Origin of the sequence: Pseudomonas sp. Ost2, assembly GCF_018326065.1 — a bacterium.
Classification (GTDB): domain Bacteria; phylum Pseudomonadota; class Gammaproteobacteria; order Pseudomonadales; family Pseudomonadaceae; genus Aquipseudomonas; species Aquipseudomonas gingeri.
In genome coordinates, this window is record NZ_AP021904.1 from 2,324,189 (window position 1) to 2,338,733 (window position 14,545).

The 14,545-nt window shown below is 64.7% G+C and carries 11 protein-coding genes; 3 read left to right on the forward strand and 8 right to left on the reverse strand.

What is annotated here, in order from left to right:
* Positions 1-120: 120 nt before the first annotated feature.
* The gene (locus KI243_RS10120; RefSeq protein ID WP_042935237.1) at positions 121-2,535 is read left to right on the forward strand and encodes a TonB-dependent receptor; all 2,415 of its coding nucleotides are present in this window, start codon (positions 121-123) and stop codon (positions 2,533-2,535) included.
* 119 nt (positions 2,536-2,654) lie between these two features.
* Here KI243_RS10120 and KI243_RS10125 read toward each other — a convergent pair whose 3' ends face one another.
* Both KI243_RS10125 and KI243_RS10130 read right to left on the reverse strand, forming a co-directional pair.
* Positions 2,655-3,821, reverse strand: coding sequence for an MFS transporter (locus KI243_RS10125; protein ID WP_212810769.1), 1,167 nt, complete (start codon positions 3,819-3,821; stop codon positions 2,655-2,657).
* Positions 3,822-4,026: 205 nt separating this feature from the next.
* Positions 4,027-4,482, reverse strand: coding sequence for a DoxX family protein (locus KI243_RS10130; RefSeq protein WP_177108407.1), 456 nt, complete (start codon positions 4,480-4,482; stop codon positions 4,027-4,029).
* Positions 4,483-4,640: 158 nt separating this feature from the next.
* Between KI243_RS10130 and KI243_RS10135 the strand changes: the two genes are divergently transcribed.
* Positions 4,641-5,561, forward strand: coding sequence for a LysR family transcriptional regulator (locus KI243_RS10135; RefSeq protein WP_177119432.1), 921 nt, complete (start codon positions 4,641-4,643; stop codon positions 5,559-5,561).
* 6 nt (positions 5,562-5,567) lie between these two features.
* Here KI243_RS10135 and KI243_RS10140 read toward each other — a convergent pair whose 3' ends face one another.
* Together KI243_RS10140 and KI243_RS10145 are read right to left on the reverse strand one after the other, a co-directional pair.
* Positions 5,568-6,719 (reverse strand): M14-type cytosolic carboxypeptidase, encoded by a 1,152-nt coding sequence (locus tag KI243_RS10140; RefSeq protein WP_017125798.1) that lies wholly within the window; start codon positions 6,717-6,719, stop codon positions 5,568-5,570.
* A gap of 546 nt (positions 6,720-7,265) precedes the next feature.
* The gene (locus KI243_RS10145; RefSeq protein WP_042935202.1) at positions 7,266-7,634 is read right to left on the reverse strand and encodes a DUF3077 domain-containing protein; all 369 of its coding nucleotides are present in this window, start codon (positions 7,632-7,634) and stop codon (positions 7,266-7,268) included.
* Positions 7,635-7,763: 129 nt separating this feature from the next.
* On the opposite strand from KI243_RS10145, the gene KI243_RS10150 reads away from it, so the two are divergent.
* Positions 7,764-8,420, forward strand: coding sequence for a LexA family transcriptional regulator (locus KI243_RS10150; protein WP_017125800.1), 657 nt, complete (start codon positions 7,764-7,766; stop codon positions 8,418-8,420).
* A 444-nt stretch (positions 8,421-8,864) separates the two neighbouring features.
* On the opposite strand, the gene KI243_RS10155 is transcribed toward KI243_RS10150, so the two are convergent.
* The 4 genes from KI243_RS10155 to KI243_RS10170 form a co-directional block, all read right to left on the reverse strand.
* On the reverse strand, positions 8,865-10,817 hold the full coding sequence (locus tag KI243_RS10155; RefSeq protein WP_212810770.1) for an acetyl/propionyl/methylcrotonyl-CoA carboxylase subunit alpha: 1,953 nt from the start codon (positions 10,815-10,817) through the stop codon (positions 8,865-8,867).
* Positions 10,817-11,632: a gamma-carboxygeranoyl-CoA hydratase gene (locus tag KI243_RS10160; protein ID WP_177084847.1), complete on the reverse strand. Its 816-nt coding sequence runs from the start codon at positions 11,630-11,632 to the stop codon at positions 10,817-10,819. The genes KI243_RS10155 and KI243_RS10160 overlap by 1 nt, the downstream gene beginning before the upstream one ends.
* 127 nt (positions 11,633-11,759) lie before the next feature.
* Entirely contained in the window at positions 11,760-13,367 is a 1,608-nt protein-coding gene (locus KI243_RS10165; RefSeq protein WP_177084845.1) for a carboxyl transferase domain-containing protein, read from the reverse strand.
* Between the two features lie 11 nt (positions 13,368-13,378).
* A complete protein-coding gene (locus KI243_RS10170) occupies positions 13,379-14,542 on the reverse strand; it encodes an isovaleryl-CoA dehydrogenase (protein WP_017125804.1) in 1,164 nt (387 codons plus the stop codon).
* Positions 14,543-14,545 lie beyond the last annotated feature (3 nt).

Consider the following 14,545-nt stretch of genomic DNA (forward strand, 5'->3'; position numbering starts at 1 on the left):
TCGAGTTCTTCGTCTTCTTGTCCAACTGCAACTGGTTTGCATTAACAGCCGCATACATTTGCGAACAACAGGACAAGGTCAGACGTGAACAACAACAAACCCAACGCGCTTTACCAGGCGATCCGCAACGCGCTGCCCAGCTCCCAGGCCTTTGCCCTGGCGCTGGCGGTCAGTGCCGTTGTCCCCCTGAGCCAGGCGGCCCAGGCCGATTCGGCCATTCATATCCAGGCCCAGCCCCTGGCATCGGCCTTGAGCCAGTTGGGTCAGCAGACCTCCCTGCAAGTGTTCTTCAGCCCGCAACTGGTGGCCGGCAAGCAGGCCCCCGCGGTGGATGGCAACCTGTCGCCGGAAGAAGCCCTGAACGTGCTGTTGCGTGGCAGCGGCCTGGACTATGACCTCCAGGACGGCTCGGTGACCCTGCGCGAAGCCGCCCCGGCCGCCGCCGGTTCGCTGGAACTGGCACCGCTGGACGTCAAGGTGGTGGGCGACTGGCTCGGCGACGCCGACCAGGCGATCGTGCAGAACCACCCGGGCGCGCGGACCGTGGTTCGTCGAGAAGCCATGGTCGAGCAGGGCGCGATGAACGTGAAAGACGCGCTGCGTACCGTTCCCGGCGTGCAGGTGCAGGAAAACAACGGCACCGGCGGCAGCGATATTTCCCTCAACGTCGGTGTGCGCGGCCTGACGTCCCGTCTGTCGCCACGCTCCACCGTGCTGATCGACGGCGTGCCGGCGGCATTCGCCCCTTACGGCCAGCCACAGTTGTCGATGGCCCCGGTTTCGGTGGGTAACCTGGACAGCATCGACGTGGTACGCGGTGCCGGTTCGGTACGTTATGGACCACAGAACGTCGGTGGCGTGATCAACTTCGTGACCCGGGCGATCCCGCAGAAGTTTTCCGGTGAGATCGGCAGCACCGTGGAAACCTCGCGTTATGGCGGGGTGAAGCATCTCGATACGGCGTTCCTCGGCGGCACCGCCGACAACGGTTTCGGCGCTGCGCTGCTGTACTCCGGCGTCAAGGGCGAGGGCTACCGCAAAAGCAACAACGACAACGACATCAACGATGTCCTGCTCAAGACCCACTGGGCGCCGACCGACCAGGACGACTTCTCCCTCAACCTGCATTACTACGATGCCAATGCGGACATGCCGGGCGGCCTGACCCAGCAGCAGTACAAGGACAACCCGTATCAGTCGGTGCGCGACTACGACAACTTCACCGGTCGCCGCAAGGACATTTCCTTCAAGTACAAGCGGCAGGTGGATGACCAGACCCAGGTCGAAGTGCTGACCTACTACACCGACAGCTTCCGTGGCAGCAACATCGCCGCCCGCGACCAGAAGACCCTCAGCTCCTTCCCGCGCAGCTACTACACCCTGGGTGTCGAGCCGCGTGCATCGCGGGTATTCGAACTGGGCGACACCAGCCAGGAAGTCAGCGTCGGTTATCGCTACCTGCGTGAGGCGATGCACGAGTCGTCCAGCCGGGTGGCCCTGGTCAACAATATCCCGACCATTACCCCGACTTCCGACGGCCATATCTTCCAGGACCGTACCGGTGGCACCGAGGCCAACGCCTTCTACATCGACGACAAGATCGATGTGGGCAAGTGGACGATCACCCCGGGCATCCGCTTCGAGCGCATCAACACCGACTGGCATGAGCGGCCGGTGCTGGGCACCAATGGCGTGCCGGTCCAGGAGAAGAACCGCAGCGTCAACAGCAACGAGCCGTTGCCGGCCCTGAGTGTGATGTACCACATCTCCGATGCCTGGAAACTGTTCGCCAACTACGAGACCTCCTTCGGCAGCCTGCAGTACTTCCAGGTGGCGCAAGGCGGCAACGGCAACAGCACCGCCAACGGCCTGCAACCGGAAAAGGCCAAGACCTACGAACTGGGTACGCGGTATGACAACGGCACCTGGGGCGGCGAGATGACCCTGTTCTACATCGACTTCGCCGACGAGTTGCAATACGTCAGCAACGATGTGGGCTGGACCAACCTCGGCGCGACCAAGCACCAGGGGATCGAGACGTCCGTGCACTATGACCTGTCGGCGCTGAACCCGGTGCTCGACGGCCTGAGCGCGAGCGCCGGCTACACCTACACCAAGGCGACTTCCCAGGGCGATATCCCGGGCTTCAAGGACCGCGACCTGCCGCTGTATTCCCGTCAGGTGCTGAATGTCGGCCTGCGTTACGCGGTCAACCGCTGGACCTACAACCTCGACGGTTTCGCCCAGTCCGCCCAACGTGCGCCGGGTACCGGAACCAACGCTGATGGCAGTTTCAACGGTAACTACATCACCGAGCCGACCGCCGATGGCCAGTACGGCAACATTCCCGGCTACATGACCTGGGATGCGCGCGGTGCCTATGACTTCGGTGCGCAGCTGTCGAACCTGAAGCTGGGCGCCGGGGTGCGCAACATGTTCGACCAGCGCTACTTCACGCGGTCGAGCGATAACAACTCGGGGATCTACGTGGGTGAACCACGGACCTTCTTCGTGCAGGCCAGTGTCGGGTTCTGATCGACCCTTCCTGACCTCTGTGGGAGCCGGCTTGCCGGCGATCGCATCGACGCGCTGTCCTGTCACTGCGCGTTGCCTGGATCGCCAGCAAGCCGGCCCCTGCAAAAGCGTGTGTCGACTCAGACCCGCAGGATCTTTCCGCCGATCGCCACGCCCACCAGCATCAGCGCGATCAGCAGGAACGCCAGGCTCAAGCTGCTGGCATGGGCGATAAAGCCGATCGCCGCCGGCCCCGCCAGAATCCCCGCATAACCCAGGGTGGTAATCGCCGGTATGGCGATGCTTTCCGGCATGACCTTCTGTTTCCCCACGGCGGTGTACAGCACCGGCACGATATTCGAACAGCCCGCGCCCACCAGGGCATAGCCGAGCAACGCCGCTTCCCAGGCCGGTGCCAGGGTGGACAGCGCCAGTCCGGCCGCGGCAGTGATACCGCCGATCACGATCACCCGTTTCGCCCCCAGGCGCCGGACGATGGCATCGCCGGTCAGGCGGCCGAGGGTCATGGTCAGGGCAAAGGCGGCGTAGCCGAGACCGGCATAGGCATCCGGCACCTGGCGTTCGGCATTGAGGAATACCGCGCTCCAGTCGAGCATCGCGCCTTCGGCGAGAAACACCACGAAGCACAGCAGGCCGATAAACAGCACCACGCCGTGAGGCACGGCAAAGGCCGGGCCGGAACTTTCGCTGCCATAGGGCAGCAGGTGCGGCGCGGCCTTGAGCAGGGCCAGGATCAGCAGCACGATCACCACGCCGATCGCCGCCAGTGGCGACAGCCCCAGGCCGAGCAGGGCGCTGACCCCGGCCGCGCCGGCAATCCCGCCAAGGCTGAACAAACCGTGGAAACCCGACATCATGGTCTTGCCGCTGGCCCGCTCGACGATCACCGCCTGCAGATTGACCGTGGAGTCCACCGAACCGAGCCCGGCGCCGAACAGGAACAGGCCGAGGATCAGCAGGGGCAGGGAACTGACGGTGGCCAGGAGGGGCAAGGCGAGGCAGATCAGCAGGGTGCCGACGGTCAGCACCCGTCGGCAGCCGAAACGCGAGGCCAGGGCACCGGCCACGGGCATGGCGATGATCGAGCCGACGCCCAGGCATAACAGCAGCAGACCGAGGGTGCCTTCATCGAGTCCGGCGCGGGCCTTGGCGTAGGGCACCAGCGGTGCCCAGGCGGCGACACCGAAACCGGCGATAAAGAAGGCGATACGGGTCGACATCTGTTCCAGGCGGCCCGGTTTGGTCGGGGCCTGTTTGGGCGGGGCGTGGGAGGTAAGGGCAGTCATGAAGCATCCTTGGCAATCCGGCAGACAACGCTGTGCAGCGCACTATCCTTGCACATCATGTCTGGCACGGCGAGGCCAAGGTCTGTCAGGCGCCGACAAGCGGGCGATGAGGCCAGCGGGCCTTGCATCGCCTGACCGGCCGCTATCGCCGGCAAGCCGGCGCCTGCAGGTGTGGTTCCCGCTCAACCGGGCGGGGAGTCCGACCTCAACCGCGGCGGCGGGCGTCCAGGCTGAAACGCCCGGCACCGAAGGCCACCACCTGCAACAGGCCACCGGTCATCGCGATGTTCTTGAAGAAATGGATGAACTGATTCTGGTCGGCCAGGTGATTGTGGAAGGCCAGGGCGGTGGCGAGGGTGAAGACGGCCATCACCAGCGCGACCAGGCGGGTCCGGTAGCCGAGGATCAGCAGCAGGCTGCCGCCGATTTCGACGGCGATCGCCACGATCAGCGCCAGTTGCGGGAACGGCAGGCCGGCCGAACCGATGTAGCCGAGCATGGCACTGGGATCGGCGACTTTCGAGAAACCGGAGAGCAGGAAGATCACGCTGAGCAGGATCCGCCCGGCCAGGGCGACACCGGCGGATGCGGAGGTATTGTCGGACAGCGAGCCGAGGGCAGAATGAGCTGTGGTGTTTTGAGACAGGGTGCCTTGAGACATGAGAAGTACCTGATAAAAAGCGGCGCGACCCCTATGGCGCGTCGGACTGGTGAGCAGTCTGCCATTGGCGTAACGTACGCAATAGTCGAATAATTTCGAGTATCAGATTCGATTTTATCGAACGTTGCTCTCGTCCTTCCGCCCACCGAGACCTTGTCATGAGCACCAATCCCGGAACCCCCACCCTCGACCAGCTACGGGTGCTGCTGACGGTCGTCGAAACCGGCAGCTTCGCCGGTGCCGCGCGCAAGCTCAGTCGCGCCACGTCGGTGATCAGCTACACCATCGCCAACCTGGAGCTGCAACTGGGGGTGCAACTGTTCGATCGCACCACCACCCGCAAGCCGCAACTGACCGACGCCGGCCGTACGGTGCTGGCCGAAGCCCGGACCATCTACAACGGCATCGATGGCCTGCGGGCCAAGGTCAAGGGCTTGTTGCAGGGATTGGAGGGCGAAATCCATCTGGTGGTCGATGTGATGTTGCCGGCGGCGCGCCTGGTGGATGTGCTCAAGGGTTTTCGCGCGGAGTTTCCCACGGTACTCCTGCATCTGCATGTGGAAGCCCTGGGCGCGGTGGCGCAACTGGTGCTGGAGGGGCGGGCGAGTGTCGGTGTCAGTGGTTTTTTCAGTCGTGGCATGGCCGGGCTGGAACGGGTCGGGGTGGGTAGCGTCGAGCTGATTTCAGTGGCGTCCCCCGATCACCCGCTGGCCCAGGGCCTGAACCTGCCCGGCGCCGGGCGCGAGCACGTGCAACTGGTACTGTCGGACCGCTCGACGTTGACCCGCAACCAGGAGTTCGGCGTGCTCGGCACCCGCACCTGGCGTCTGGCGGACCTGGGGTCGAAGCTGATGCTGCTGCGCGAGGGCGTGGGCTGGGGCAACATGCCCGCGCCGATGGTCGCCGAGGATCTGGCCAGCGGGCGTCTGGTGCGCCTGGACCTGCCGGATATGCGCGGTGGGCCCTACGGCCTCGATGCGATCTACCGCACCGATACGCCACCGGGGCCGGCGGCGTCCTGGTTGATCGCGCGACTGGTGGCGCAGGTCGAGACGCCGCCCATCTGTACGGCCCGCTAGACGCGGTCAGCGCAGACGGCCGACGATATCGGCAATGCTGCTCAGCACGTCCTTGCCCAGTTGCGCGGAGCGTTTGCCGGACCAGCCGGTGCGCGCATCCGGTGCGTCATCGTTGTCCTTGAACGGCATTTCCAGGGTCAGCGACAGGCAGTCGTACTGCTGGCCGACGCTGTTGCAGGCCAGGGTCATATTGGCTGCGCCGGGCAGGTCGCGGGTGTAGCCGTGGGTGGTCTGGAAGTCCCGGGTCAGCGCACTGAGGTGGCTGCGGAAATGGTGTTCGAGGTCGGCGATACGCGGGGTGTAGCCCGGGTTGCCTTCGCCGCCGGCGGTGAACACATAGGGGATTTCCTCATCGCCATGGATATCGAGGAACAGGTCGACGCCGTACTGGGCCATCTGTTGCTGGACAAAGAACACTTCCGGACTGATCTCCGCACTGGCGCTCTGCCAGGCACGGTTGAGGTCCTGGCCCATGGCGTTGGTGCGCAGGTGTCCATGGAACGCCCCGTCGGGGTTCATGTTGGGCACCAGGTACAGGTCGGCAGCGGCCAGCAGGGCTTGCAGTTGCGGATCGTGCTGTTCCTGTAGGCGCTCGATCACCCCCTCCATGAACCACTCGGCCATATGTTCGCCCGGATGCTGCTGGGCGATGATCCAGACCTTGCGTTTACCCGGCGCGCCGTCGCCCTTGCGCAGCAGCGGGATATCCCGGCCCTCGGCGCTTTTGCCGGTGGCCAGCAGTTCGGTACCGGCATGGCTCAGGGCCTGTTCGATCAGCCAGTCGTGCCGTTCGCGGCTGTAGGGTTCGAAATAGGCGAACCAGGCCTGGGGCTGTTCGGCCTGGAACTGGATATGCAAGCTTTCACCGTCGAAGCGCGTGTCGGTGCGGAACCAGTCGTGGTGATCGTGGGACGCGGCGGCGCGATAGCCGGTCCAGGCCTTGTTGTACGAGGACTGGCTGGCATTGCTCAGTTCGAAGGTATAGGTCTGTCCCGGTTGCAGGCCTTCGACCTTGAAATGGAACCACTGGAAATGGTGGCTGCGGGTGTCTGGCTCGATGGCCAGCAGCAGGTGCTGCGGGTTGCTGGCATCCAGTACCTGGATATTGCCGCTGTCGAAGTCGCTGCTGATTTTGAGTGAGGGCAGAACCACGGTCATAGTCTGTGTACCTGAATATGATGTCTTGTGGTTGCTACTGTACACGGCGGGCGGTCGTTGGCCGAGCCGCAGAAAGCCTGGAGCGGGGAAGGGGGCGTCGTCCATGACGCCGCGCCAGCTTAGTGTTTGTGATATTGATTCTCAAGTACTTCCATGGTTTTTCCGTTCTCCTACCCGGGATGACGGACTTTCGCTCGTCGATGTTCCTTTGCTATCATCCGCGCCATCGCGACTGCCCCATCGAGATGGCAGCGCCAAAGTCTTCATTAGCCTGAAGCAAAGCCCGTAAAACGGGTGCAAAAAAAAGACCCGGCAAAAAGCCGGGTCAAAAACCGTGATTAGCCTGATGAGGAGATAATCCAGAGTCCGACCTAAGGTCTCCGGGTTATCGACTGATCTCGCGACCAGCTGCTTGCAATAATAATCATTATCATTTGCAAGTCAAATGTTTTCCTGTCTCTCCTGGAAATTATTTTTCCACTCCTCTCTCCAGACTCCACTCTGTTTCGCTGGCTGCCCTGCACCGGCGGTGCGTTCGCGCGCCCTTCACATTCCCGGGCATTCCGCGCTCAGGGCCCGGTCGACCATGGCCTTGGCCATGTCGACCATGTACACCACGGAAAAGGCCAGGTCGCGGGATGAGCCCTGCAGGGCATCGGCGGCCTCATAGGCCGTGGCGGCCGCGCAACGCAGCAGGTCCGAGGCATGGACCATGGCCTCCTCGACGCTGAGGTTCTCGCGCACGGCGAACAGCTTGTCTTCGTCAGGTCGGCAGGCACCCTCGTCGGAGAGGGGGCCGGAAACGCTTGGTTTCAAATAATAGTCGAGCGCGCGTTGGGCCGCGTGCCTCCCCTTGAGCGAATTACAGGGGGACATGGTGTGGAAATCGGTCATGTGCTTGGGTGTGGAAGTCATGGAAAACCTGCCTTTGAGGAAGAAGTCGCATCAGCGTTACAAGCCTAGTACTAACCGTATTTTTATGTTTGTCACATATAATACAGTTTGTGTATTGAACGGCGGAATACAGCCCGTATTGTTCCGCCCATGGATAAATGGATTGCCTTGGTGAGAGCCAAGCTGCGCGAGCTAGACCTCACGCAAGAGAAACTCGGAGAACGCGTTGGGGTATCCCAGGGCGGTGTCGGTCATTGGCTGAACAAACGGCGCCAGCCGGATCTCGAAAGCATGAACAAGGTGCTCCAGGCCCTGGGACTCGGGCATCTGGAGGTCGTGCTGGTGATCCGTGACCGTTCGGTGGCGGCGCAGGACCCGTCGGAGCGGGACGGGCAGGCCTATGACATCACCTCGGCGTTCCGCTACCCGGTCAGCGACTGGCATTCAGTGGTGCCGGCGCGGGAGACGGATGTGGGGGATTACCGCAAGACGCACTATGAGGTGACCGATCATTACGCCTCGGGAGCGGCGTTCTGGCTGAAGGTGGCGGGGGATGCGATGACCGCGCCGGTGGGCACCAGCGTCCCCGAGGGCATGCTGATCCTGGTGGACCCCGACCTCGACGCCGAACCCGGCAAGCTGGTGATTGCCCGCCTGCGGGACAGTGAGGAGGCGTTTTTCCGGCAGTGGGTGGAAGAGGGCGGCCAGCGCTACCTGAAACCGCTGAACCCGACTTATCCGAAGATTTTGTTTACCGAGGACTACAGCATTATCGGTGTGGTCGTACAGGCCACCACCAAGTTCTAAAGGTGACCGATTGGAGCTGGCTTGCCAGCGATGACGATGCCAGCCGCGCCGCCGCTTTCGCGGGCAAGCCCGCTCCCACAGGATGGGGGCTCGCCACGGATTGTCGTTCAGCCTGGAACCCTGTAGGAGCTGGCTTGCCAGCGATGACGATACCAGCCGCTGCACCGCTTTCGCGGGCAAGCCCGCTCCCACAGGATGGGGGCTCACCACGGACCGTCGTCCAGCCTGGAACCTTGTAGGAGCTGGCTTGCCAGCGATGACGATGCCAGCCGCGCCACTGCTTTCGCGGGCAAGCCCGCTCCCACAGGATGGCGGTTCGCCACGGATTGTCGTCCAACCTGGAACCTTGTAGGAGCTGGCTTGCCAGCGATGGGGCCAGCAAGCCTTGCAGCGCCGATAAGGACGCCATCGCCGGCAAGCCGGCTCCTGCAGCCGCGGTGCCGGTTACTCCTGCAGTTCCACCAACGCACTGCCCTCGCTGACCATCTCGCCTTCCTGGCAATACAACGCCTTGACCACGCCGGCCTGGGGCGCGCGAATGCTGTGCTCCATCTTCATGGCTTCGAGCACCACCAGTTGGGTCCCGGCCTCGACGCTCTGGCCGACCTGCACCAGTACCCGGACGATATTGCCGTTCATCGGTGCCGTCAGGCCCCCCTGATGGCCGTGGCTGGCCTCGACCGCGGCAATCGGGTCGAAGGCGCTGATCGCCAGCAGCTCGCCTTGCCATTGCAGATAGAGGTTATCGCCCTGGCGGATGGCCCGATAGCGGCGGCGAATACCCTGGCGTTCAATGGACAGGGATTCGCCGTGCCACTCGACTCCCACACCCTGGTCCGGAACCAGGGTCAGGGCGCGGTCTTCGCCCCTGCAACTCAGGTGCAGGGTGGTTTCGGCCGGTAGCCCGCCGCGAAAGCCGTTGCCGCTGACCCAGGGCGAGCCGGGATCATCGGCGCGTGGCGTCGCCGCCAGGCCGCAGGACCAGGCCCGGGCCGCCACCTGCCAGAACTCGTCGCAGAGTTCGCCGGCAGCCGGCAGCAGTTGTTCCTGATAACGCGGGATAAAGCCGGTATCCAGTTCAGCCGCGGCAAAGGCCGGGTGGCCGATGATCCGCCGGAGGAAACCAAGGTTGGTCTTCGGCCCGCCAACGGCGAATTCGTCGAGCATCGCCAGCAGGCGCAAGCGCGCCTGTTCACGGGTTTCGCCCCAGGCGATCAGCTTGCCGAGCATCGGGTCGTAGAAGGGCGACACGCTGTCGCCTTCGGCCACGCCGCTGTCGACCCGGCGTCCCGGTCCGGCGGCCGATTCACGGTAGACCTCGAGACGCCCGGTGGCGGGGAGGAAGTCGTTGCCCGGATCCTCGGCGTACAGGCGCACTTCGATGGCGTGGCCCAGCAGCGGCACCTGCTCCTGGCTGATCGGCAGGGCTTCGCCGCAGGCGACGCGAATCTGCCAGGCCACCAGGTCGAGGCCGGTGATGGCTTCCGTGACCGGATGCTCGACCTGCAGGCGCGTGTTCATCTCCATGAAGAAAAAATCGCCGCGCGAATCCAGCAGGAACTCGACGGTGCCAGCACCGACATAACCGATGGCCTGGGCCGCGCGTACCGCCGCCTCGCCCATGGCCTGGCGCAACTCCGGGCTCAGGCCGGGTGCCGGCGCTTCCTCGACGACTTTCTGGTGGCGGCGCTGGATCGAACAGTCGCGTTCGTTGAGGTACAGACAGTGGCCGTGCTGGTCGGCGAACACCTGGATTTCCACATGACGGGGCTTGAGCAGGTACTTTTCCACCAGCATCCGCGAATCGCCGAACGACGACTGGGCTTCGCGCTGCGCCGAGGCCAGGGCTTCGGCCAGTTGGCTGACGTCCTCGACCACCTTCATGCCCTTGCCGCCACCGCCGGCGGTGGCCTTGAGCAGCACCGGGTAGCCGATCAGTTCGGCGGCGCTGCGGAAGGTGTCCAGGTCCTGGGCCTCGCCGTGATAACCGGGCACCAGCGGCACGCCGGCGGTGGTCATCAGCGCCTTGGCCGCGGACTTGCTGCCCATGGCGTCGATGGCGGCGGCGGGCGGGCCGAGGAAGACCAGTCCGGCGGCCTCGATGGCCCGGGCAAACGCGGCGTTTTCCGAGAGGAAACCGTAACCGGGGTGAATGGCCTGGGCACCGCTGGCCTGGGCGGCGGCGATCAGTTTGTCGATCTGCAGATAGCTGTCGGCGGCCTTGCTGCCGCCCAGGTCGACGCGGATGTCGGCTTCACGGCTGTGGCGGGCATCCCGGTCGATGGCACTGTGCACGGCGACGGTGGTCAGGCCCATGGCCTTGGCGGTGCGCATCACCCGGCAGGCGATTTCGCCACGGTTGGCGACCAGGATGGAAGTGATCACGGGGGCGCTCATCAACGGGGCTCCTTGGCAGTCGGTTCGGCTTGCCAGCCCGGCGGGCGTTTTTGCAGGAAGGCGCGCAGGCCCTCCTGGCCTTCGGGGCTGACCCGGATACGGGCAATGGCGTTTTCGCAGTAACGCCGCAGGGAGGGGGTGAGGACACCGCTGCCGACTTCGCGCAGCAGCTCCTTGCTCACCCGCATCGCCTGGGGACTGTTGAGCAGCAGGTTGTCGATCCAGGCCTCGACCTGGCGATCCAGCTCGGTCGCCGGGTAGCTTTCGGCCAGCAGCCCCAGCTCACGGGCGCGCACGCCGCTGAAACGCTCGGCGGTCAGGGCGTAGCGGCGGGCGGCGCGTTCGCCGATGGCCTGGACCACGAACGGGCTGATCACCGCCGGGGCCAGGCCGATGCGTACTTCCGAAAGGCAGAACTGCGCATCGTCGGCACCGATGGCCATGTCGCAACAGCCGATCAGGCCAAGGGCTCCGCCATAGGCCGCGCCCTGCACCACGGCCAGGGTCGGGACCTTCAGGCGGGCCAGGTTGTACATCAGTTCGGCCAGTTCGCGGGCGTCGTCGAGGTTGGTGTGGTAGTCCAGTTCGGCCGACTGCTGCATCCAGGCCAGGTCGGCGCCGGCGCTGAAGTGCCGGCCGCGGGCCCGCAGCACGAGGAAGCGCAGGGCCGGGTTGGCCTGGACCTTGTCCAGCGCGAGGATCAGCTCGCGGATCATCTCGGCGTTGAAGGCGTTGTTCTTGTCCTCGCGACTGAGCCACAGGGTGGCGAAGCCACGTGGGTCGGTCTGCAGTTCCAGGGTGTTGAAATCGGTCATGGTGTCGGGTCCTGTGCAGCGGTGTCTGTTGCCTTGTCGACCGGAGTCAGACCGGCGGGAGATTCCATGTGTGCAGGCGATGCCAACCCTGTGGGAGCGGGCAAGCCCGCTCCCACAGTCAGGGGGATCACATCCGGAACACGCCGAAGCGGCTCGGTTCGATCGGTGCGTTGAGCGAGGCCGAGAGCGCCAGACCGAGGATCTCGCGGGTCTGCGCCGGATCGATCACGCCGTCGTCCCACAGTCGTGCGCTGGAGTAGTACGGATGACCCTGGTGCTCGTACTGGTCGAGGATCGGTTGCTTGATCTCGGCCTCCTGTTCGGCCGAAAAGCCCTGGCCGGTGCGCTCGCTCTGTTCGCGCTTGACCTGCACCAGCACGCCCGCCGCCTGCTCGGCACCCATCACGCCGATCCGCGCGTTGGGCCACATCCACAGGAAGCGCGGGTCGTAGGCCCGGCCGCACATGCCATAGTTGCCGGCACCGAAGCTGCCGCCGATGATCACGGTGAACTTCGGCACCCGCGCACAGGCCACGGCGGTGACCAGCTTGGCGCCATGCTTGGCGATACCGCCGGCCTCGTATTTCTGGCCGACCATGAAACCGGTGATGTTCTGCAGGAACAGCAGCGGGATACCGCGCTGGCAGGCCAGTTCGATGAAGTGCGCGCCTTTCTGCGCGGCCTCGGCGAAGAGGATGCCGTTGTTCGCCAGGATCGCCACGGGATAACCGTGCAGGTGGGCGAAACCGCAGACCAGGGTGGTGCCGAACAGCGCCTTGAATTCATCGAACAGCGAGCCGTCCACCAGCCGGGCGATCACTTCACGCACGTCGAAGGGTTGCTTGGCATCGGCCGGGATCACGCCGTACAGCTCGTCGGCGCCATGCAGCGGGGCAATCGGCGCGCGTTGCCGCAACTCGCCGAGCTTGCGCCAGTTGAGGTTGGCGACACTGCGCCGGGCCAGGGCCAGGGCGTGTTCGTCGCTGTCGGCATAGTGGTCGGCCACGCCGGAGATCCTGCAGTGCACATCGGCACCGCCCAGGTCCTCGGCGCTCACCACTTCACCGGTGGCGGCCTTCACCAGCGGCGGCCCGGCGAGGAAGATGGTCGCCTGCTGGCGGACCATGATCGCTTCGTCGGCCATGGCCGGTACATAGGCGCCGCCGGCGGTGCAGGAGCCCATGACCACGGCGATCTGCGGGATGCCCATGGCGCTCATGTTGGCCTGGTTGAAGAAGATCCGCCCGAAGTGCTCGCGGTCCGGGAACACTTCATCCTGGCGCGGCAGGTTGGCGCCGCCGGAGTCCACCAGGTAGATGCACGGCAGGCGGTTCTGCTGGGCGATGGTCTGTGCCCGCAGGTGTTTTTTCACGGTCAGCGGGTAATAGGAGCCGCCTTTGACCGTCGCATCGTTGGCGACGATCATGCATTCGACACCTTCGACGCGACCGATCCCGGCGATCACCCCGGCCGCCGGCACCTCTTCGCCATACACCTCATACGCCGCCAGTTGGCTGATTTCCAGGAACGGCGAACCGGGATCGAGCAGGCGGTTGATGCGTTCGCGTGGCAGTAGCTTGCCCCGCGAGGTGTGCCGTTCCTGGGCCTTCGGTCCGCCGCCCTGTTGCACCTGGGCCAGCAGCGAGCGCAGGGCCACCACCTGTTCGAGCATCGCCGCGCGGTTGTCGGCGAACTCCGCCGAGCGCGGGTTGAGTTGCGTGTGCAGGATTGCCATGTGCGCGCCCCTCAGCGGGTTTCGTTGAACAGTTCGCGGCCGATCAGCATGCGACGGATCTCGCTGGTGCCGGCACCGATTTCATACAGCTTGGCGTCGCGCAGCAGGCGTCCAGCGGGGAATTCGTTGATATAGCCGTTGCCGCCGAGGATCTGGATCGCTTCCAGGGCCATCTGGGTCGCGCGCTCGGCGCTGTAGAGAATCACCCCGGCGGCGTCCTTGCGCGTGGTCTCGCCGCGTTCGCAGGCGCGGGCCACGGCGTACAGGTAGGCGCGGCTGGCGTTGAGCTGGGTGTACATGTCGGCGATCTTGCCCTGGATCAGCTGGAACTCGCCGATGCTCTGGCCGAACTGCTTGCGGTCGTGGATATAGGGCACCACCAGGTCCAGGCAGGCCTGCATGATCCCGGTCGGGCCACCGGAGAGCACCACGCGCTCGTAGTCGAGGCCGCTCATCAGTACTTTCACGCCGCCGTTGAGGGTGCCGAGGATATTTTCTTCGGGCACTTCGACGTCATCGAAGAACAGCTCGCAGGTGTTGGAACCGCGCATGCCGAGCTTGTCGAACTTGTTGCCGCGGCTGAAGCCTTTCCAGTCGCGCTCGACGATAAACGCGGTGATGCCGTGGGCGCCCTTTTCCAGGTCGGTCTTGGCGTAGATCACGTAGGTGTTGGCGTCGGGGCCGTTGGTGATCCAGGTCTTGCTGCCGTTGAGCACGTAGTGGTCGCCGCGACGGTCGGCGCGCAGCTTCATCGAGACCACGTCGGAGCCGGCGTTGGGTTCGCTCATGGCCAGGGCGCCGATGTGTTCGCCGCTGATCAGTTTCGGCAGGTAGCGGGTTTTCTGCGCATGGTTGCCGTTACGGTTGATCTGGTTGACGCAGAGGTTGGAGTGCGCGCCGTAGGAGAGGGCCACCGAGGCCGAACCGCGACTGATTTCTTCCATCGCCACGACATGGGCCAGGTAGCCGAGGCCGGCACCGCCGTATTCTTCCGGCACAGTGATGCCCAGCAGGCCCATGTCGCCGAACTTGCGCCACATGTCGGCGGGGAACAGGTTGTCCACGTCGATTTGCGCCGCCCGTGGCGCCAGCTCCCGGGCGACGAAGCCCTGCACCTGGTCGCGGAGCATGTCGAGGGTTTCGCCGAGGTCGAAGTTCAGGGTCGGATAGCTCATGAG